The sequence below is a fragment of the Arenibacter latericius DSM 15913 genome (genome assembly GCF_000424985.1).
GTDB lineage: Bacteria > Bacteroidota > Bacteroidia > Flavobacteriales > Flavobacteriaceae > Arenibacter > Arenibacter latericius.
In genome coordinates this window covers 90,634-112,849 of the sequence record NZ_AUKX01000011.1, presented here as the reverse complement: position 1 = coordinate 112,849, position 22,216 = coordinate 90,634, and the positions used below count along the sequence as shown (strand labels likewise).

19 protein-coding genes are annotated in these 22,216 nt (G+C 35.9%); 7 read left to right on the top strand and 12 right to left on the bottom strand.

What is annotated here, in order from left to right:
• The coding region (locus tag H344_RS20985; protein WP_205667133.1) for a transposase at nt 1-343 on the top strand (343 nt) is incomplete at its 5' end.
• On the opposite strand, the gene H344_RS19825 is transcribed toward H344_RS20985, so the two are convergent.
• Entirely contained in the window at nt 340-3,555 is a 3,216-nt protein-coding gene (locus tag H344_RS19825) for a PQQ-dependent sugar dehydrogenase (protein WP_051254172.1), read from the bottom strand. The genes H344_RS20985 and H344_RS19825 overlap by 4 nt on opposite strands.
• Before the next feature lie 331 nt (nt 3,556-3,886).
• On the opposite strand from H344_RS19825, the gene H344_RS0107195 reads away from it, so the two are divergent.
• The gene (locus tag H344_RS0107195; protein ID WP_026809700.1) at nt 3,887-4,732 is read left to right on the top strand and encodes a 3-keto-disaccharide hydrolase; all 846 of its coding nucleotides are present in this window, start codon (nt 3,887-3,889) and stop codon (nt 4,730-4,732) included.
• Between the two features lie 147 nt (nt 4,733-4,879).
• On the opposite strand, the gene H344_RS0107190 is transcribed toward H344_RS0107195, so the two are convergent.
• Complete coding sequence (locus H344_RS0107190) at nt 4,880-5,737, bottom strand: EboA domain-containing protein (RefSeq protein WP_034256302.1); 858 nt, start codon at nt 5,735-5,737, stop codon at nt 4,880-4,882.
• A 171-nt stretch (nt 5,738-5,908) separates the two neighbouring features.
• Here H344_RS0107190 and miaE point away from each other — a divergent pair, with 171 nt between their 5' ends.
• Nucleotides 5,909-6,490 (top strand): tRNA-(ms[2]io[6]A)-hydroxylase, encoded by a 582-nt coding sequence (gene miaE, locus H344_RS0107185; protein ID WP_026809698.1) that lies wholly within the window; start codon nt 5,909-5,911, stop codon nt 6,488-6,490.
• 227 nt (nt 6,491-6,717) lie between these two features.
• On the opposite strand, the gene ppk1 is transcribed toward miaE, so the two are convergent.
• The 8 genes from ppk1 to rpsA all read right to left on the bottom strand — a co-directional run bounded on the left by ppk1 (nt 6,718) and on the right by rpsA (nt 15,630).
• A complete protein-coding gene (ppk1, locus tag H344_RS0107180) occupies nt 6,718-8,838 on the bottom strand; it encodes a polyphosphate kinase 1 (RefSeq protein WP_026809697.1) in 2,121 nt (706 codons plus the stop codon).
• Nucleotides 8,835-9,323, bottom strand: a complete 489-nt coding sequence (locus H344_RS0107175) for a SixA phosphatase family protein (protein WP_026809696.1) — start codon at nt 9,321-9,323, stop codon at nt 8,835-8,837. The genes ppk1 and H344_RS0107175 overlap by 4 nt, the downstream gene beginning before the upstream one ends.
• Before the next feature lie 49 nt (nt 9,324-9,372).
• The gene (gene pdxH, locus H344_RS0107170) at nt 9,373-10,020 is read right to left on the bottom strand and encodes a pyridoxamine 5'-phosphate oxidase (protein WP_026809695.1); all 648 of its coding nucleotides are present in this window, start codon (nt 10,018-10,020) and stop codon (nt 9,373-9,375) included.
• A gap of 243 nt (nt 10,021-10,263) precedes the next feature.
• On the bottom strand, nt 10,264-11,169 hold the full coding sequence (locus tag H344_RS0107165) for a ribonuclease Z (protein WP_026809694.1): 906 nt from the start codon (nt 11,167-11,169) through the stop codon (nt 10,264-10,266).
• Between the two features lie 623 nt (nt 11,170-11,792).
• Nucleotides 11,793-12,125, bottom strand: a complete 333-nt coding sequence (locus H344_RS0107160) for a hypothetical protein (protein ID WP_026809693.1) — start codon at nt 12,123-12,125, stop codon at nt 11,793-11,795.
• 7 nt (nt 12,126-12,132) lie between these two features.
• Nucleotides 12,133-13,059, bottom strand: coding sequence for an aspartate carbamoyltransferase catalytic subunit (locus H344_RS0107155; protein WP_026809692.1), 927 nt, complete (start codon nt 13,057-13,059; stop codon nt 12,133-12,135).
• A gap of 4 nt (nt 13,060-13,063) precedes the next feature.
• Complete coding sequence (pyrR, locus tag H344_RS0107150; protein WP_026809691.1) at nt 13,064-13,603, bottom strand: bifunctional pyr operon transcriptional regulator/uracil phosphoribosyltransferase PyrR; 540 nt, start codon at nt 13,601-13,603, stop codon at nt 13,064-13,066.
• Nucleotides 13,604-13,791: 188 nt separating this feature from the next.
• Complete coding sequence (rpsA, locus tag H344_RS0107145; RefSeq protein WP_026809690.1) at nt 13,792-15,630, bottom strand: 30S ribosomal protein S1; 1,839 nt, start codon at nt 15,628-15,630, stop codon at nt 13,792-13,794.
• Nucleotides 15,631-15,897: 267 nt separating this feature from the next.
• Here rpsA and H344_RS0107140 point away from each other — a divergent pair, with 267 nt between their 5' ends.
• Entirely contained in the window at nt 15,898-16,275 is a 378-nt protein-coding gene (locus H344_RS0107140) for a LysM peptidoglycan-binding domain-containing protein (protein WP_026809689.1), read from the top strand.
• A gap of 86 nt (nt 16,276-16,361) precedes the next feature.
• Here the strand turns inward: H344_RS0107140 and cmk are convergent, their stop codons facing one another.
• Nucleotides 16,362-17,066, bottom strand: coding sequence for a (d)CMP kinase (gene cmk, locus H344_RS0107135; RefSeq protein WP_026809688.1), 705 nt, complete (start codon nt 17,064-17,066; stop codon nt 16,362-16,364).
• Nucleotides 17,067-17,307: 241 nt separating this feature from the next.
• A complete protein-coding gene (lon, locus tag H344_RS19820; protein ID WP_051254170.1) occupies nt 17,308-19,794 on the bottom strand; it encodes an endopeptidase La in 2,487 nt (828 codons plus the stop codon).
• 222 nt (nt 19,795-20,016) lie between these two features.
• Here lon and H344_RS0107125 point away from each other — a divergent pair, with 222 nt between their 5' ends.
• Genes H344_RS0107125 through H344_RS0107115 form a run of 3 tightly spaced genes read left to right on the top strand, consistent with a single transcriptional unit; the run spans nt 20,017 to nt 22,206 of the window.
• Nucleotides 20,017-20,571, top strand: coding sequence for an RNA polymerase sigma factor (locus H344_RS0107125; RefSeq protein WP_026809687.1), 555 nt, complete (start codon nt 20,017-20,019; stop codon nt 20,569-20,571).
• Nucleotides 20,568-21,131: a hypothetical protein gene (locus tag H344_RS0107120; protein WP_026809686.1), complete on the top strand. Its 564-nt coding sequence runs from the start codon at nt 20,568-20,570 to the stop codon at nt 21,129-21,131. The genes H344_RS0107125 and H344_RS0107120 overlap by 4 nt, the downstream gene beginning before the upstream one ends.
• Nucleotides 21,112-22,206 carry a DUF4097 family beta strand repeat-containing protein gene (locus tag H344_RS0107115; RefSeq protein ID WP_026809685.1) on the top strand — a complete coding sequence of 365 codons (1,095 nt, stop codon included), beginning with the start codon at nt 21,112-21,114 and terminating at the stop codon, nt 22,204-22,206. The genes H344_RS0107120 and H344_RS0107115 overlap by 20 nt, the downstream gene beginning before the upstream one ends.
• Nucleotides 22,207-22,216 lie beyond the last annotated feature (10 nt).

Sequence of the window (22,216 nt, the reverse complement as noted above, 5' to 3'; positions counted from 1 at the left end):
TGATGCATCGGTAATCTACAAAGGTTTTGCAATGGATCGAAAACTGGAACACCATGCCCTGAAGGGAATTATAAAACAACGGGTAAAGCAAGGCGTTTACCATATACAACATGTGAATTCCACGCACAATAGACTAAAGAAATGGATAGACGGCACTTTTTGGGGCGTTTCGACCAAATATCTTCAGCAGTATCTGAATTGGTTTAGGGTAAAGGAGCACCTCAAGGGTAGTAAGGACATGCTCCAGGCCTTTGTTCCCAAGACCGTTGAAGACATTGGAACCTATGCCAGATACAGAAATATAGACACTAGGTATGAAAAACTAATATCAACGCAAACTTAAACTAGAGCCGACATCCAATCCAAATTTGTGATTACCAACTCCTTATCGGTCTCATTTTTAAACACTAAGCTAATTGTATTTTCGTTTCCACTTGGAGAAACGCGAATATCCATCTCCTTTTTAAGTCCATCCTTACCATTATAATGGTCTATTGTACCCGAACCAATTATTTTTCCTTCAGCACCGCCTTCCCTAACTTCAACAGTTCCGCGATAGTGGGTATCAGGGCCAAAAAACATAGACAAGCGAATTTCATTCAACCCCGTTAATAACACATTATTAAAAGTAAGATAGGAGCCATCCTTTATACCTCCAACTAAATTATCTCCCATTGCATCCCATGTGGTAAGCTCCTCACTTAACTCATTCGCGTTTTCCGCTTGTAGCTTAGGATATTTAAAAATAATCTGAGCTTGTGATGACAATCTCCCCTCTTTCAATCCTTCGCCGCCATTATCTAAATAAGAGGCTGTAATAACATATTTACCTTCACTGCCTTTTCCTATATGTTCTTTAAAGTTTAGGGTACCTTTTAATGGAAGTAAATCTTCATCACTCTCTGTGTTTTTATTTAAGGATAGGATATAATCTACCATTTTATCTATTTCTTCAACTTTTAATTGTGGATGTGCAGACATCATACCCTCTCCCCAAACTCCTGATCCTCCATTTCTTATCTTATCCACCAGATACGCCTTATCGGTCATCGTATAACGCTTCGAAATTTCATTATAACTAGGACCGTTAACTTTCTCATTAACACCATGACAGGCTTTACAGTCAGTTCCATCGATAAGGAGTTTCCCTTCTGGCACCGTATTTTGTTGATGGCCTAAAGTAGCTTTTACCATATCCTCACCTTCAGGAATATAAGTAAATGTGACCTTTACTGATTTAGAGTCAATTGTACCATCAGCAGTGCTACCATCTTGCTTATCTACAACGTTTACAGCGTAATCTAGGGTTCTATTATCCCAATAAATATAATTCTCGGTATTCACGTTTATTTCCACCTCAGGTTCATCATTACCAACCAAGATTTTTGTTGTGCCATAAGCAGAATTCCCAGCCTCATCGGTTACTTCTAAGCGAACCGTATAATTTCCAGGCTCTTTAAACGTATAGCTCGCATTTTCATTGGTATCTTGTACACTATCGGCCGTGAAAAACCATTTGTAGGTTAGTTTATCCCTATCATAGTCCTCAGATTCACTTCCCGAAAATTGAACGGTAAAGGGAGCAGCTCCTACAGTTTTATCTGTAGTAATCCTTGCAATAGGTTTTCTATTCCCTGCTACATAATGAATTCTATTTAGACGGGCATCCATATTCCGTGAGTTCCATTTTTGACCGTATTCCAATACATATAGACTTCCATCAGATCCAAACATCAAATCCATAGGGTGTGAAAATTCACTACTAGGCATAAAGGGATCTGCTTTTACATATTTTTGATCTTCATCCAAAGTAATTACATAAATCCAATCCCTCATCCATTCATAAAGCAAAAGTTTTCCCTCAAAATAGGAAGGAAATTTATTTTTAGCATCAGGGAAATCTTCTGAATGAAATACAGGTCCGCCCATAGGATTTACCCCACCTGAACCCAACCAAGGAAATTCTTCCGACTCTTTATAAGAAAACCAAATCATAGATTCTTGTGCCGGTGGCAATTCTTTTAACCCCGTATTGTTAGGTGAATCATTGATAAGATTATTTGGATCGAACTTAGCCCCTGAAGTTTCAGTAGTGAAATTGTAATCGTTATATCTTTGATTATTACCACGGGTGTAGGGCCAACCCCAATTACCAGCTTTTGTAGCCTGATTAAATTCCCCCATCCCATGTGGACCACGGTTGGAGTCTCCTTTTCCTGCATCTGGACCCACATCTCCCCAATAGACATATCCCGTTTTACTATCTATGGAAAATCGGAATGGATTACGCAATCCCATAGTATATATTTCTGGCCTAGCGTTTGGCGTACCAACTGGAAAAAGATTCCCTTCTGGAATAGAATAAGTACCATCATCCTCAGGTTTTATTCGCAAAATCTTTCCTCTAAGATCATTGGTATTTCCCGCCGATCTTTGAGCATCCCACAACGCCCTTCCCTCACGTTCATCTATAGGAGCAAATCCAGAGGATTCAAAAGGATTGGTGTTGTCCCCCACACCAATAAATAGGTTACCATCGGGTCCAAATTCTAAGGCTCCTCCACTATGGCAGCATTTACGTAAAGTAGGAATAGTCAACAGTACTTTTTCCGAATCAAAATCCAAGGTATTATCTACTAGATCAAACCTCGACACACGTTGTTTAGATTCACCTCCCTCAACAGAATAGAACAGGTAAATCCAATTGTTATCCTTATAATTAGGATCTACTGCAAGCCCTAACAATCCGTCTTCATTCCCATAAAACAATGGCAATTGAGCTGTAAGGAGCGTTTCTTCCTTTTCAAAATCATAGAGCTTTAAGGCCCCTCTTCTTTCAATAAACAAAATCCCTCTTCCCGGTAACTCATCTAACTCCATTGGTTCGTCTAAGTTAAAGTCTAACACCGTTCTGAGATATCTATTTTCTTCTGGAATCCGTTCTGTCCTAGCTTTATTGTAATTTAGTCTCTCCCTACTCTTAGCATATTCTATCCCCTCTAATATATCTTTATAAATATTAGAGTTCTCTTTGGATTCAGCTGCTTGGTCTAGAGTAATAAAAGAAACTCTTCCTCCATCGTAGTCATGATTCCAAACCCTAGGATTTATTTTTAGTGATTCTGTCTGTTTCTCCTCGGCAGTTTTAGCTTTCTCAACAATAGACCTCTCCACCCATTTATTATACCACGGCCAATCAACATCCGAAACTTCAGTGGAATATACCCCTACAAAACCACCTCCAGATTGGATATATCTTTCAAAATCTGCTTTTTGGGGAGCATTTAAAGCTTCCCCTGTAGAATTTAAAAATAAAACAGCAGAGTACTGCTTTAAAATTTCATCTGTAAAATTGGTGACATCATCAGATATTTCTATCTGATACCCATTCTCCTCTCCCAATAATTTTAAATTATCTAGGCTCACTTTTAAAAAATCATGTTCACTCCCTACTACTTCACTAAACACCAACACTTTTTCCACTCTTTTAGAGCAAGATATTAATACCCCAAAAATGGCAGTTAATAAAAACGACGCGACTGCTTTCCTTCTCATTTTATTATTTTATTGAACCCTTTACAAGTTTTAAACAATAGGGGGTGTAGAAATTATTTATAGATATTACTAAAGTAAAGAAAATACTAGGATCAAGTGTCTGACACTTATAGCAATACCAATCATATTTTTTCAAAATTGACCTTTATATTATCTCTACTACCTTACATCTATGAAGAGTGAGAGAACATCGATTTTTTTCAGATAAAAAAAATTAAACACAACACCTTTCCATTTTTACCGTTAGATAAAAAGAGTTATTAATATCTAAATTCCAACTTTTTTAAACAACTAATCCGAACTAATAAATTAACACTTAACCCACACCAAAATGAAAATCAATATTTTATTCAGCGCGCTACTTTGTGGTTCAGTAGCATTAGCACAAGAGCGACTACCTCTTAACAACCTAAGTGACTTTTTTGATCAAGCTGGGAACTGGGAAATTGTTGGTGATGTGACTGCTAATCCATATGTTTCCGTATACACCCATCAGGACGAAGAGTTTCAGAAACAGAGCAAAAAAGAAAACAGAAAACAGAAAAAACATCTAGAAAAGACCAACCCCATAGCGTTTACACCAGGAACAGGAGTTTTATTGAACAACTACAGTTTTACACAAAAAGACAACCTGCTTACACAATGGGAACATGGCGACATAAAGTTAGAGATGGAAGTCCTTATACCAAAAGCATCGAATTCTGGAATATATTTACAGGGACGGTATGAATTGCAAATAAAAGATAGTTACGGTGTTACTAATCCGACCTCTAGTGATTTTGGGGGTATTCATAGAAATTGGGAAACGGAGCCTTCAAAAGCATTTATGGGTATTGCCCCTAAGGCTAGTCCTTATAAGGCTCCTGGATCATGGCAAACTTTAAAAATACATTTCCAAGCCCCAAGGTTTAATGACATCGGAGAAAAGATTGCCAATGCTAAATTTGTATCCGTAGAATTAAATGGAGTGTTGATTCACAGCAATGTGGAAGTCCCTATTCCTACCGGAGGATCTATTGCCTCAGAGGAATCGGCAACAGGTCCTTTAATGATTCAAGGAGACCATGGTCCCATGGCCTTTAAGAATATTTCTTATGAATTTATAGAAATGAATTACCTCCCTGAAATTCAAGACGTAGCAAACAACCCAAATCTGGTTCAAAACCCAGGATACTAATGATGAAAATTCTAGTTAAAACAGATCAATAAAAGAAAACTCCCCTGATTAGCAGGGGAGTTTTTAAGAGTCTAAATATAAAGGAGCCTATTCCCAATCATGGAAATAGGCTCTTTTTATATTAAGTAATAACTCTAGCGAGGCATATTACTTTTCTAAATTCTCCCAACTCAATTCACCAGATTCAATTTGACTTACAAACTCAGGGTGTTTTAATAACAAGCTTTTAGCCTGCTCAGATTCCGAGGCAACACAACAAAGTGAGGCAACTTTTCTCTCTAGAACATTGTCACTTTTAAATAGTCTTTCCATATCTGGCAATAACCCATCTTCCAAGAAGGCTGCAGCAGGTCGCCAAAAATAGGGGTCAATATCTCTAGATGCTGCCCATCGTTCATGAGCATAATCAGAAATGATTCTAGCTAGATCCTTATTAGCACGCTCATCTACAGATAGAATCCCTCTAAGATCCTGTTGCATAAAAGCAGCCTTAAGATACATCTGATTCCATTGTTGGTCATTAAAATACAACGCAGGATATGGATTATGCATTGTAATAGCATTAAACACCGTAGCAATATTTGTTCTTAATGCTTCTACAGCTTGATTCTTGTACTCTTCAGGATTGGGCAAAAGAACCAAAAACTTTAAAAAGGTCTCTAATTCACCCGTATCTGCTACTTGTATAATATTTGCCACTTTAGGTGTGAAAAATTCTGAATTCTCTTCTAATACTCGGACAAGAAGATATATTCTAGATATCTGTTGAATATTGGCCTCCTGTAATTTTAAATACGCCTTTAGATCTGCGTCAGCCAATTGCAGAGACAAAGAGGTTGTCAATGTAATTTTAGAAGGAATTAAACTATAGGTCATATATAAATCCCTGGTGGACTTTTCCCCTATTATTTGCTTCAGTTTTAATAACAACCATTCCCTTTCACCCTCTAGAACATTATGTTCTAATATTCCTAATAACTGTTCACTAACTTTTTTAAATGCCATAATACGCTTAATAAATAATGATTTTATAACAGACCAAATTTTATTGCTGATCCGATAACGGCGTTTATTTTTATAATCATACACCTTCTTCGGTTTAAAGATAAAACTATCTCTTAATATAGTATGGGACATTGCGCTATTCTTTCTATTTTTGAGTTAGAAATAAAAGATATGCTAGGCTTAAAATTACCAACAGACCCACGATGGGTCAATATTGTAGAAAAGAACATAGATGAAATTTTAACGGACCACGCTTACTGCGAACAAAAAGCAGCGAGCACGGCTATTTCACTAATTGTAAGCTTCCCAGAATATACGGAGCTAGTAGAAGAGATGGTGGCACTTGCAAGAGAGGAAATGGGACATTTTAAAATGGTTCACGACCGAATTCTAAAACGCGGAAAAGCCTTAGGAAGAGACAGGAAAGACGAATATGTGGTTGCTTTGATGAAGTTCTTCCCCAAAGGAGGAAGTAGAACTACTCAATTAGTACACCGGTTACTATATGCTGCCCTAATTGAGGCTAGAAGCTGCGAAAGATTCAGGCTCCTTTCTGAAGAACTAGAAGATAAGGAACTTGCTGAATTCTACCACAAACTTATGGTTAGCGAAGCAGGACATTATACCATGTTCCTAAAATTCGCAAGACAATATGGCGACCGTAAGGAGGTAGATAAAAAATGGGATGCACTGCTTACTTATGAAGCGGAAATAATGAAAGATTTAGGGAATAAAGAAACTGTACACGGATAGTAATTATAGATCTTTAGGTTGACACTTAAATTTTAATTCCCATAACAAAAACACGAAGCCCTCTTGATAAAGAGGGCTTCGTGTTTTTACTGTAATAACAATATCTATAATCTTGGAGCAAACCTATGAGATAGGAGTGAATAACACTAAAAACAAACACAAAAGCAGCAGCATTCTTATTACCTCAAATGAGCTCATTATTCAGTGAGCAAATTACAACAATTGAATTACCGTAGCATCTTACTCCACTCATGACTATTTTTTTCTGACTGCTCTTCCAATTTATTCTTATAATAATCGTAGGTTGCAAACTGCGACCTTACCTTGGCGTTTTTATTTTTTCTATAAGCATTGTCATGGTTTTCTGAAAAAACACGTGCTTTAACATTATCTTTCCAAGAGATTTCGAAGGTATCTAAAAGCTCCTGCTTTACATCTTTATCATAAATAGGAACTCCAACTTCTACACGGTAATCTAAGTTTCTCGTCATCCAGTCTGCAGAGGATATATATACTTTAGGATTACCTTCATTTCCAAAAATAAATATTCTCGGATGCTCTAAAAATTTATCTACCACACTAATAGCCTCAATATTTTCACTCAACCCTTTCACACCAGGTATCAGACAACATATTCCTCGAATAATCAACTGAATCTTAACACCTGCATTACTAGCCTCGTACAGTTTATCTACCATTTTATAGGAAGTAAAACTGTTCATTTTAATTTTTATATATGCTTCCTTCCCTGCCTTGGCATTCTGGATCTCCTTATCTATTAATTTTTTAAATACATTGGTTGTATAGTGGGGAGAAACAATAAGGTGTTTATATTTTTGAATCTTATAAGAGGTTTCGAAGAAATCGAATACCTTATTTAATTCTTTTAAAATTCCATCATGGGCAGTAAACAGGGTATAATCTGTATAAATACGTGCCGTAGATTCATTAAAATTACCAGTACTTACAAATCCGTAGCGTTTAATACGATTCCCTTCTTGACGTTCTACTAAACAAATTTTACTGTGAACTTTTAAACCACGTACCCCAAAGATCAGCCTTACACCTTCTGCCTGTAGTTGTTCTGCATATTCTATATTGGCTTGTTCGTCAAATCTAGCCTGAAGCTCAATTTGCACTGTAACTTGCTTCCCATTTTTAACAGCATTAATCAATGATGCAGCTACTTGGGAATTATTGGCCAACCTGTACACAGTGATCTTAATATTCTTCACCTTCGGATCTAGGGCCGCTTCTCTTAAAAACTTAATAATATAAGAGAAGGATTGGTAGGGTGTATATTGTAAAAAGTCTTTCTCTGCAATACATTCAAAAAGACTCCCTTCTAATGATAAACCTTTTACTGGCAGAGGAGTTATAGGCTCGTATAGCAAATCTTTTCTTCCTAAGCTAGGGAAGCCCATATAATCTCTTCTATTGTGATATCTCCCTCCTGGAATAACACTATCTGTATCCTCTACATCCATTTTTTCCTTTAGGAAATTTAGGGTATCCGTTCCTATTTTCTTGTCATAAACAAAACGGACTGGATCACTAATTTTACGGTGTTCTACACTAGAAGATATTTTCTCAATAAAACTTTTACTCAAATCATTATCAATATCCAATTCTGCATCTCGCGTAATCTTAATCATGTGCGCAGAAATGGACTCGTATTCAAACATATTAAAGATACTATCGAGGCAATACCTAATAAGGTCATCCAGAATAATTATATAATTCTTATCACCTTCCTTGGGCAACACTACAAAACGATCAATACCCTTAGGAATCTCGATTAACGCATAGCGTTTCTGATTTTCCTGAGATTTGCATCCCTTCTGCTTTTTAAGAATCATCTTAACAGCCAAATAAGCCGCAGTATCCTTTAACATAGGAAAGCCTACCGTATCATTTAAAATGATAGTCATTAGCAGGGGACTTACCTCCTCAATAAAGTAATTTTTTATAAAGCAGGCTTGCTTTTCTGTAATTTCGGTTTCATCGATTACAAAAATATTCTCAGCCTCCAATTCCTTTTTAATATTACCAAGAATCTTAAGACTTAAGGTCTGCTGCTTTATTACAATTTCAGTGATCTCTTCTAGAAGGTCCTTTGCACTCTCTCCTCCCAATACACTTTTACCGCTTTTACCAGCACTTACAATTCGTTTTACAGTGGCATACCTAACCTTAAAAAATTCATCTAGGTTATTAGAGAAAATTCCTAAAAAGCGTAAACGTTCAATTAAGGGCACATTTTTATCAGCACTTTCTTGTAAGACCCTCTCATTAAAACTCAGCCAACTAATTTCTCTGTTTATATATTGATTCTTATACTTGATCATTCTTTAATTAATTTTGGAAATAATGTTCGCTCTGTTGTTCCTTTTACAACTGCGCTCCAATCATTAGTGTCAAATTTTATTTCTACAAATCCACTTGTAGGAACGTTTTCTATATATACGTCTCCTAAAGTATTGGCAATATGAGTAAAGGCCTCATTATGGCCAAATAGCAGTACCGTATCCTTACTATTATCTAGGGAATGGATAAACCTAAGTACATCATCCCCCGAAAAGTCATACAAGGTATGCGATAGATTAAAGTTTTCCAATGAAAAGTTAATTGTCCTTAAAAATATTATCGCCGTGTGCATTGCCCTATTCGCTGGACTAGAGTAAGCAGCATCAATATTAATACTATTTTTCATATACTCCTTAGCTACTTTAGCAGCATCCCTAATCCCTCTTTCCTTAAGTGGCCTGTCTCTATCCGAAACACCGTAATCCCATGAAGACTTCCCGTGCCTTACCAATAATATTGTTTTCATCGCTCTAATTTTAATTACCCTTACTTACAAAAGTAAAAGTAGGATTTAGCTAAGGTGCCAAACGTTCTATTTTCCAATCATAATCGGCTTGCAGACTATATCGTATCCGATCATGTAGTCGATTTGGCCTTCCTTGCCAAAACTCTATAGACACAGGCTTTACAATAAATCCGCCCCAATAGCTGGGACGTTCGATTTCCTTGTCCAAATACGACTTTTCAAGTTCTTTCAATTTGGATTCCAAATACTCCCTATTCGGAATCACTTCACTTTGTCGTGATACTATAGCTCCCAACTTACTACCTTCTGGCCTTGACTCAAAATACCCATCGGATAAATTTTCGGCTATTTTCTCTGCATTCCCTTTAATAATTATTTGCCTTTCCATATTTGGCCAAAAAAAAGAAATACACACCTTAGAGTTCGCAAGAATAGCTTTCCCCTTCTCACTTTCATAATTGGTGTAAAAAATAAAGCCTTCGTAAGTAAATTTCTTCAGTAACACTACCCTGCTTTTAGGGTATCCGTCAGCCCCAATACTAGAAACAGTCATAGCGTTAGGCTCATCTACACCTCCGCTAGCTTCTACCTCATAGAACCATTTTTGAAAAAGCTCCAAAGGGTTATCTGAAATACTAGCCTCAGAAAGCTCACTTTTTTCATAAGATCTTCTATAACTGCCTAAATCTTTTTGCATAAGGACGAATTGAAATTGGAGAAAGGAAACTTAAATTACTAACCCGCAATTAGTTAGCTAAAATACAGGCTTTTTTGCTACTGCAAATCGACTTATCCCTAACTACAAATTTGCACAAAACAAACCAAATTACATAAGTCCAGCATGGAATTTTTTTGTTCATTGACTGCAAAAGATACTTTATACAACTAATCTTGCACTACTAAATCAGTTCATCAATACACAACACTGACTAACAATTAATTAAAACTCAAAGCATTTACCGTCCTCTGCCAATTCCACCTCGGGAAACACAGAAACTGCTTCTTCCTTAAATAAATCTGTAGATGCATAACGAGTAGAAAAATGACCGAGTATTAGTTTTCCTACTCCGGCCTTTTTGGCAATGGTAGCAGCTTCTATGGCCGTAGAGTGCTTTGTCTTTGGCGCCAAAGCTTTTTCAGATTCCAAAAAAGTAGCTTCGTGATAAAGAACATCCACCTCATTTATCAAGGGTATAATTTCTTCAGAATACTGAGTATCACTACAAAATGCATAACTCTTAGCGGGCAATGGGTCAAAACTCACCAAACGATTATCAACTATTTCTCCATTATCTAAGACTACATCCTTTCCCTGCTTTATATTATGAAAATAACATTTATCTACTCCATATTTCGCAACTGCCTCTACGTTTAATTTTCGCTCCGCTGGCTTCTCTTTAAATAAAAAGCCATTCGTATAAATTCTATGTTGTAGCGGAATGGTACTTACTGTAACTTTACCATCTTCAAAAATCACCTCCGAATCTTTAGAATTAAGCTCATGAAAATAAAGTGGATAATTGGTCCAAGAATCACCTAATTTCAATAGTAAAGTTATGGCTTCTTTAATTCCCTTAGGCCCATAAACATGTAATTCTGTGTTACGGCCTAATAACCGAAAAGTTGAAATTAATCCAGGTAATCCAAAAAAATGATCGCCATGTAAATGAGATATAAAAATATGATTTATTCTAGAGAATTTAATCTTCTGTTTTCGCAATTGCATTTGAGTACCTTCACCACAATCAATTAAAAACAAGTGATTTTTTATCTCCAACACTTGAGAAGTAGGATTTTTTAAAGATCTAGGAGTAGCTGCATAGCATCCTAAAATGGTTAGCTTCATAAAACAAGATAATTTTAAGCAGATCTAACAATCTACCTATAGGGTTTAAAGAAATCTATATTCACAATTAACTAGATTTATTCCTTAGGAGCCATGTTCCATATATCACAATGTGATTGAAACTTAGAATAAGAACAAATAATAATTCTCCTAACTTACCATTTATCCCTTAGGGTTAAAAATACATTTCTATATTAATCCAAAACCTACACGGATAATTAACCACACTAACAGAAAATAGGACACTAATTGGAAGTCTAAAATACAATAAATAACAAGAAAGGATAAATCTTATTCAACGTGTTCTTGTAGGCTTAGTTGCGTTGGCTAGGAGTAAATTAGTAAAAGAAAAATATGAGCTTATAATAAATCTATGATCTGCCTGTCATTTAAAATGAAAACTTTCCTCCTTCATTATTAAGGAACTGTTTTAAGCTTTCCATTCCTATACTAACTTGAAGACATTCATTTTGGGATTTTATCAGGGAAAGGAGATTCATTCAATTTAGCACTCTTCCAACACACTACAACTAAGTAATAAAGTTAATTTTACCACCATATTAAACCAACAACTGGAAATAAATGCACTACCCACCCAGATTAGAGTGACATTATTTTTCTACCTATAAGTCTAACTCCCGCTCTATTTCCTCCATTTCTATGATATCTCTAGCTTCTTGAATGGTAGGAACCACACAGATGCTATCGGGAACTTCGTCATAAGAAACTTTATCTGTAACCAAAACAAACGATTTTTTTGATTTCCTATGAGTATCAGAAAGCTCTAAAAACTCCAAAACATCTCCTGATGTTAATTTGGAAAAAGAAAAAAGATTGAGAATAATATTATCATTTTTAATCTTTGGATAGCTCTCTTTAAAATTAGCTATAAATGCATTTAAGGAAGTATTTTCCTGCAATACAATAGTTACCTTTTCTTCTCTATCTAAAATCATAAGTCTATTATTTAATTTTTGAAGCCAACAAATATATTACTGCCATTCTTATAGCCACTCCATTTTCTACCTGATCTAGGATAATGGATTGTTTAGAATCGGCAACGTCACTTGTAATCTCCACTCCACGATTAATAGGACCGGGGTGCATTATTACAATTTCCTTATCTAAGCTGTTTAAAAGTGCTTTATTTACACCATATTGTTGGGTATATTCTCTTGTAGTAGGGAAGTAGCTAATATCTAATCGCTCATTCTGAATCCGCAACATATTAGCAACGTCACACCAATTTAGCGCTTTTCGCAAATCTGGCTCTACCTCCACCCCTAAAGACTCAATATACTTAGGCATTAAGGTTTTAGGACCGCAAACTTTTACATTAGCGCCTTGTAATTTTAGGGCAAAAATATTAGAAAGTGCTACTCGAGAATGGAGAATATCTCCAACTATAAGCACATTTTTACCACTTACATCCCCTAGCTTTTCTCTAATAGAATAGGAATCTAATAAAGCTTGCGTTGGATGTTCATGGGCACCATCACCAGCATTAACGATGGCAGACTTAACATGTTTAGATAAAAATATTCCAGCTCCTGGATTAGGATGACGCATTACTACCATATCTACTTTCATAGATAGGATATTATTTACGGTATCTATTAAGGTTTCGCCTTTCTTTACCGAGGATTGCCCTGCTGAGAAATTCACTACATCTGCAGAGAGTCGTTTTTCAGCCAATTCAAAAGAAAGCCTTGTTCGCGTACTATTTTCAAAAAAGATATTCGCTATGGTAATATCACGAAGCGAAGGAACTTTTTTAATAGATCGGTTTAAAACTTCCTTGAAATGATCTGCAGTTTCAAAAATGAGCTGAATATCCGACTCTTTCAGATATTTAATCCCCAACAAGTGATTTACACTCAATTCGCTCATGCGCTTATGTCTTTACTAAATATACAACGTCTTCCCCATCATTCTCCTCCCACATTACTTTTACCTTTTCTCCATTTATGGCATCTACCTGCCTGCCTCTATAATTTGGCTGTATGGGTAAATGCCTGCTAAAACGACGATCAATTAGCGTCAGTAATTCCACCTCTTTGGGCCTTCCAAATGATTGAATAGCCGTTAAAGCTGCATTTATACTACGCCCCGTATAGAGAACATCATCTATAAACACCACATTTTTATCTTCCACCAAAAAATCTATCTTGGTTTTATTAGCCTCCAATGTTTTGTCACCTCGTCTAAAATCGTCTCTAAAGAAGGTTATATCTAGGAACCCTAGATCTATATGATCCACGCCATAGTCCTCCTTTAGAATTTTGGCTAAACGTACTGCTAGGTAAATACCTCTTGGTTGTAAACCAATTAGCACAGTGTCCTTAAAGTTAAGGTGATTCTCCAACAATTGGCAAGCCAGGCGATGAAGGATAATATTTATTTCTTTAGAAGAAAGTAATACTTTTTGACTCATAGATATTTTGTCCAATGCCTTTGAATTACAAAAGTAGGGATTTCTATCTAATATAATGGATTGTTAACGAATTAGTGTTTCATCAAAATTTTAATAGCTGATGCACACCGTATTACAAGCTTATTTAATACAAAAAAAGCCCCGACATATGCCGGGGCTTTCTTATATTTCCTAAAATAGAGGCTTTCTTACTTTTTCTTGTTGCCAGCTTCCATTTTATCTTTCAACGCTTGTAAAGCTTCGTTAGCGTCACCTAAAGTAGGCTTAGCTTCGTCTGCAGAAGCTGCAGCCTTTTTAGCGGCGGCTTTTACATTACGTTTCTCTTCTTCTCTGAATATAGCAGTATGACTAGCTACTACTCTCTTGAATTCTTTATTGAATTCAATAATCTTAAATTCAGCTTCCTCACCTTTTACCAATTTCTTACCATCTTCTTTTTCTAGATGACGAGTAGGTACGAAGGCTACGATATCCTCATTAAACTCAATAGTAGCACCTTTGTCTACTATTTCAGCTATAGTTCCCTTATGAACTGTATCTAAAGCAAATTCGGTTTCGTATTTATCCCATGGGTTCTCAGTAGTCTGCTTATGACCTAAACTTAATTTACGTCCTTCAACATCCAATTCTAAAACTTCCACTTCCAAAGTATCACCAACGGTTACAAACTCTGATGGGTGCTTAATTTTCTTAGTCCAAGAAAGATCAGAAATGTATATCAATCCGTCTATTCCTTCTTCTAATTCTACGAATACACCAAAGTTAGTGAAGTTACGTACAATTCCTTTATGTCTAGAACCTGCAGGATACTTAGAAGTAATATCAGTCCATGGGTCTGGAGTCAATTGCTTGATACCAAGAGACATTTTACGATCTTCTCTATCCAATGTTAATACAACAGCCTCTATCTCATCTCCTACTTTTACGAAATCCTGAGCGGAACGTAAGTGAGTAGACCATGACATTTCAGAAACGTGAATTAATCCTTCAACCCCTTCAGCAACTTCAATAAATGCACCGTAGTCTGCAATAACAACTACTTTACCTTTTACTTTATCACCAATTTTAATGTCTTCGCTCAAGGCATCCCATGGATGTTTCTCCAATTGCTTAAGACCTAACTGGATTCTAGACTTGTTTTCGTCGAAGTCAAGAATTACCACATTTAGTTTCTGATCAAGTTCAACCACTTCATTTGGATGGTTGATTCTGCTCCAAGAAAGGTCAGTAATATGAACTAATCCATCAACACCACCAAGATCAATAAACACACCGTAAGAAGTAATGTTTTTAACAACACCTTCTAATACTTGTCCTTTTTCTAACTGGCTGATGATTTCTTTCTTCTGCTCTTCGATGTCAGCTTCGATCAACGCTTTGTGCGAAACAACTACGTTCTTAAATTCATGGTTAATCTTAACCACCTTGAACTCCATAGTTTTGTTTACGTACTGATCGTAATCGCGGATTGGCTTAACATCAATTTGAGAACCTGGTAAGAACGCTTCAATTCCAAAAACGTCAACGATCATACCACCTTTAGTTCTGCATTTTACAAAACCACTAACAATTTCTTCATTATCATGAGCGGCATTAACCCGATCCCATGCCATGATTGTTCTAGCTTTCCTATGGGAAAGAACTAATTGTCCACTTTTATCCTCACGGATATCAATCAACACCTCTACTTTATCTCCAACCTTTAAATCGGGATTGTAACGGAATTCATTAAGTGATATTACCCCTTCAGATTTAGCATTAATATCAATTATTGCCTCTCTTTCGGTAAGGTAAACTACTGTACCTTCTACCACTTCTTCGTCTGCAGTATCCACAAAGTTTTCCGCAACCATATCTTCAAATTCCTGTAATTTGGAATCATCAACGCGCTCAATACCTTGCTCGTACTTTTCCCAGTTAAAATTCTCCAAAAACTCTTTTGGATCTTGAGCTGGGGTTTCTACTTTTGTTTCTTGAGTAGCATTAGTAGTAGCTTCTACCTCTGCTGGTGTTTTGTCTTCAGCCATTTGCTGATTTATAATTTGTATTCCAAGGAGTTACAAGAGTTTAAAACAATATCCAGGGAAGTTGTTATAATTATTTTTTACTTTCATCCTTTTTCCTCTTGGTATCTTGTTAAAAAAGGAGTGCAAATTTACATCTAATTTTTGGTTTTACCAACATAAAACCAAAATGACATCAAACGAGCACACATTTTATTGTAATTTACACGCTACCAAGCCAATAAACCCTTATATTGTAGTCTAAAATCATAACCATTAAAAATTAAATATATGAGCGTAAAATCGAAGTATCAAGAGGTGTTAAACCTAGGTGAAAAATTAAACGTTAAGAATGGAGACGTTTCCGAAGAAGGCGGAATTTTAAAAATTAAAGGCGAAACAAAAACCCAATATGAAAAAAATATATTGTGGGATAAAATAAAAGAGATCGGTGGTGAAAACCCTTCTGATATAAAAGCTAATATTACTGTTGCTGATGAAAGTGTATACCATAGACACACTGTAAAAAGCGGAGAATCTCTAAGCAAGATTGCCAAAAAGTACTATGGAGACCCTATGAAGTACAAGAAAATTTTTGAAGCCAATACCGATATCCTTAAAAATCCTGACGTAATCCATCCCGATCAAGTATTGGTTATTCCAAACTAAACGTCAGATTCTTAATTAAAAAAGGCGGATATCCAACATCAACTTGTTGGGCATCCGCCTTTCCTAAACTATTATAAAAAAGGCGTTTATGCTTTAGTCTCCTCTATTTTACGCAATGCAAAATTATAGATACGCTCTAATTGCTCTTTTAAACCCATATCACTATTATCAAATTCAATAGCACTATCTGCTTTCTTTAAAGGGGAAAATTCTCTATTTGAATCAGTATAATCCCTATACCTCACATTCTTCAACACCTCATCATAGGTTACTTTCTCTCCTTTGTCTAACAACTCTTTATAACGCCTAAAAGCCCTTGTCTCCGGAGAAGCGGTCATAAAAACCTTAAATTCTGCATCGGGAAATACAACGGTACCAATATCCCTTCCGTCCATAACAAGGCCTTTGTCTTTCCCCATTTCTTGCTGCATTGCCACTAATTTTTTCCTCACCTCTTCTAAAGTGGCAACTCTACTTACCAATTTAGAAACAGGCAATGCTCTTATTTCCTTTTCTACATTTTCCCCATTTAAGTACATTTCGGAAAATCCAAGAGTATCGTTATATACGAATTTCAAAGTTATATTGGACAGGTCGGCAATTAACTCATCTATTTTTTCCTCTTCATTTTCATTACCAATATACCCTTTCTGCATAGCATATAAGGTTACTGCTCTATACATAGCACCGGTGTCTACATACACATATCCAAGCAATTTCGCTAATTGTTTAGCAATCGTACTTTTCCCAGTTGATGAAAATCCATCAATAGCTATAGTTATTTTTCCCATGGGATTATAAATTTTGATATCGGGCCAATTTCCCTTTATGGTACTCCCCCTTATTAACAACCTTATTAATCAGTAAAAATACTTCAAAGTATTAAAACAACCCTTCTATTTTATAGCAAAAATGCCTGTCTCTAATCGAGACAGGCATTTTTTACTCACTAAGTGTGATTTATATACAATATCAACTATAAAGTTGACATCAGAGGCTTGGTAAGGTTCCTAAAACTATATCATAAGGCACCTAATTACCACCCTTCTCTAAATGCTTATTAAACGTCTCCAAATTCTTAGCATTCTTTACTTTCTGATCCGTAATAGCGATATCTATAACCTCTTGCATATCGGTTACGTAATGGAAAGTTAACCCTTTTAAATACTCCTCTTTTATTTCTAGGATATCCTTTCTATTGTCCTCGCACAGTATAATTTCTTTAATCTTTGCACGTTTAGCCGCTAAGATTTTCTCTTTTATACCTCCAACAGGCAATACCTTTCCTCTTAAGGTTATTTCACCGGTCATCGCTATACTCTTCTTAATTTTCTTCTGAGTAAAGAGCGACACTAAGGAGGTTAGCATAGTAATTCCAGCACTAGGTCCGTCTTTTGGAGTTGCTCCTTCAGGGACATGAATATGCACATTATATTGATCAAACACGTCTGGATTAATTCCATACCTATCGCTGTTAGACTTTATATACTCCATAGCAATAGTTGCAGATTCTTTCATTACAGTTCCTAGGTTTCCTGTTATGGTAAGCGTTCCTTTCCCCTTAGAAAGAATGGACTCTATAAATAGAATATCCCCACCAACGCTAGTCCAAGCCAAACCTGTTACTACTCCTGCAACTTCGTTATTCTCATACTTATCTCTTTCTAGCCTAGCAGGCCCCAGAATTTTCTCTACATCCTCATTGCTAACCTTTAAATTATACTCCTCCTCCATAGCAATAGATTTGGCCGCATACCTCACCATTTTGGCAATTTGTTTCTCTAAGGTTCGCACTCCCGATTCACGGGTATATCCTTCTACAATCTTTTCTAGCTGTACTTTTCCAATTTTAAGGTCTTTAACAGTAAGACCATGCTCCTTCAATTGTTTTGGCAATAAATGTCTTTTGGCAATCTCCACCTTTTCTTCAATGGTATAACCCGTAACATTTATAATTTCCATACGGTCTCTTAGTGCAGGCTGAATACTTGATAAATTATTCGCAGTTGCAATAAACATCACTCTAGAAAGATCATATCCAAGCTCTAAGAAATTATCATGAAACTCGCTATTTTGTTCAGGATCTAGAACTTCTAGCATAGCTGAAGAAGGATCTCCTTGATGACTGCTAGACAACTTATCTATTTCATCTAAGATAAACACAGGGTTAGATTTACCTGCCTTTTTCAAACTCTGAATAATCCTACCAGGCATAGCTCCAATATAGGTTTTTCTATGACCTCGTATCTCAGCTTCATCCCTTAATCCTCCTAAAGAAATACGTACATATTCTCTACCCAGCGCCTCTGCTACCGACTTCCCTAAGGAGGTTTTACCCACCCCTGGAGGTCCGTATAAACAAAGTATAGGCGATTTCATGTCATTTCGCAACTTAAGAACCGCCAGATATTCTATAATCCTTCTCTTTACATCCTCTAGGCCGTAATGATCTCGATCTAATATTTTCTGAGCTCTTTTTAAGTCGAATTTATCCTTAGAAAATTCGTTCCATGGGAGGTCTAGGAAAAGCTCTAGGTAATTACGCTGAATGGAATATTCCGCTACTTGCGGATTCATTCGCTGCAACTTAGAAACTTCTTTTTCAAAATGTTCTGCAACTTTTTCATCCCATTTTTTCTTTTTCGCCTTCGCTCTCATTTCATCTACTTCCTGCTCATATGAAATACCACCAAGCTCTTCTTGGATAGTCTTCATTTGCTGATGTAGATAATACTCCCTCTGCTGTTGATCCATATCACTCCTCACTTTGGACTGAATATCAATTTTCAGTTCCAATTTTTGAAGCTCAACATTCATATGTTTTAGGGTAGCCAAAGCTCTCTCCTGTAGATTCCCAATTTCTAACAGCTCTTGTTTCTCCTGTACACTCAAATTGAGGTTAGAGCAAACAAAGTTGATCAAAAAGGAATCGCTCTGAATATTTTTTATCGCAAAAGATGCCTCGCTAGGAATATTGGGATTATCTCTAATAATCTTCAAGGAAAGCTCTTTTATAGAGTCTATAATTGCTCTAAACTCCTTATCATCCCTATCTGGTCTTATTTCCTTAGTTTCACGAACCGTAGCGGTCATATACGGGTTTTCGGTAAGCACTTCAGCAACCTCAAACCTCTTTTTACCTTGAATAATAACCGTAGTATTACCATCAGGCATTTGTAGCACCCTTAATATTCTAGCAACTGTTCCTAAGGTATTTATATCCTTTACCCCTGGATTCTCAACCTCCTCATCTTTTTGAGAAACTACACCAATAACCTTAGAGCCATTATTAGCATCCTTAATAAGGTTAATAGATTTGTCTCTACCAGCCGTGATTGGGATTACAACTCCTGGAAACAGAACGGTATTTCTTAATGGCAGAATAGGCAAGGTATTGGGTAAACTTTCATTGTTTATCTCTTCCTCGTCCTCAGCTGTCATTAAGGGAATTAACTCTGCATCCTCATCGATGCCCTGCAATGACATAGTGTCAAATTTTAATTTTTTCAAATTACCCATATTTTTATTTCGGTCATTCTGTCACTTAACTTTGAACAGAACTGTATTTTTAATTTTATGTTCAATATTCGCTCAACCCCTATAAAATATAGAATCAAGCCATTTTATTCAATTTATAACTACTATTAATTAGGCAATTCCTATGCCAACTCACATTTTTAATATAAATAAACTGTAACAAACCTTAAATTACTACATCTATTAATAAAATCGATTCCTTTTTTGAGCCAAGAAAAGATACATATTGATTCACTTTTACAACTGTGCTTAAAAGGAAACCCTTCTGCACAATTAGAGATCTATGATCGCTATTACAAAAGCATGTATAACGTCTCTAATAGAATTGTAAAAGATAGCGCCATTGCAGAAGATGTAATGCAAGAGTCCTTTTTAAGTGCTTTTACAAAATTAAACACTTTTAAAGGGGAGGTGAGTTTTGGTGCTTGGTTAAAACGAATTGTGATTAACAATAGTATACAAGAATATAGAAAACAACGCAAAAGACAAGAGGTTGATATAGAAAACGTTCTATACAAGGTAGAAGACCAGAATGGCTATATTTTAGATACTGAACAAGAAAATCCAAAGGCTAAAAAAGTACTCGAAACCATGAAATTATTGAACGACAATTATAGAATTGCCCTAACACTACATTTAATTGAAGGTTATGATTACGAAGAGATTAGCGATATTATGCACATCAGCAATGCCAATTGCAGAACCATTATGTCTAGAGCCAAAAGTAGCCTTAGAGAAAAATTAAATTCCGTATTATGATAGAAAGAAATAATGTAGATAAACTCTTTAGCCAACTTCATGGGAAGTTTGACTTAGAAGAACCGCAAAACGGCCACCGGGAACGATTTATCAACAAGTTGCAGAAGTCTTCACCAAAATCACCTTTATCAAAAAATAAAGCAACATGGTGGAAACCCTTATCTATAGCCGCATCAATAATCTTATTATTCTCCTTAGCCTATATTTTAAGTAATAACAATCCTACAGTAGAGCAACAGGTATCCCGTATTTCCTCAGAAATTACCAATACCCAAAATTACTTCGCAGGCTTAATAGAAGAGCAAGTAAAACAGCTTCAAAATGAGAATAGTCCATTAACTGAGAAAATAATCGCCGATGCCATGATGCAACTCAGAACTCTAGAAAACGATTATAAAAAAATGGAGCAAGACTTATTAAATGGAGGTAACAGTAAATTAATCCTAAGCGCTATGATTGGGAATTTTCAAACAAGAATAGATTTATTAAATGAGATCTTACAACAAATAGAAGAAATTAAAACCTTAAAAGATCATAAAGATGAAAACAATATTACATAGATATATTATCGCAATAATACTGACTATCCCCTTCTTTACCAATGCCACAGACGGAATTTTAAATGGGAAATACACTAAGGAGAAAATAATTAAAAAAGAATATGTAGTAAACCCTGATGCCCTATTAAAAGTGAAAAATAGCTATGGAAACTTAAACATTATCTCTTGGAATGAAAACCGTATCCTAATCGAGGTACAGGTAAAAACCACAGGCGATAATGAGGAAATGGTTCAACGTAAATTAGATGAAATAACTATTGATTTTGAAGCGACGAAATCCATGGTTGCCGCCACAACAGAATTTAATAAATCTAAAAGCAATTGGAACTGGGGCTGGAGAAAAAATAACCATGTAAACATGCAGGTAAATTACACCATAAAGATTCCCATAAAAAATAGCGTTAACCTTAGTAACGACTATGGGAACATCTTTCTGAATAGAATAGATGGGCACGCAAATATTAGTTGTGACTATGGCAGACTAGAAATAGGAGAGCTGCACGGTAAAAACAATAAGTTGTCTTTTGACTATACCTCCCGATCTAGAATAGACTATATTAACAGTGGAAGTATAAGTGCAGACTACTCTGACTTTACCATAGAAAAAGCTGGTAATTTAAATATTGTAGCAGATTACACCAATACCAATATAAATAGTATGGAAGACCTTACCTATACCAGTGATTATGGAAAATTAGCCGTAGGAAAGCTAGGAAATATAAAAGGCCAAGGCGATTATATTAATATCGTTCTCGGCAAAGTCCATGGCGACCTAAATATTAGGTCTAGTTACGGCTCCATAAAAATTGATGAAATAGCATCCGATGCAGGAAACCTACAACTGAAGACAGAATACACAGGGATAAAACTAGGCTATGCTCCTGATTATCATTTTAATTTTGAAATACAAACTTCCTATGCTGGGGTGAGCGGCAAGGAAAATTTCACGATAGAAGTCAGTAATGAGAAATCTAGCGAGAACTATTACAAAGGATTCTATGGAAGCCAGAATAGCGGTAAGTCTATTTCTATTAGCAGTGAATATGGGGGAATCTCCTTTAAAAAGAAAGAATAGCTTCTAAACA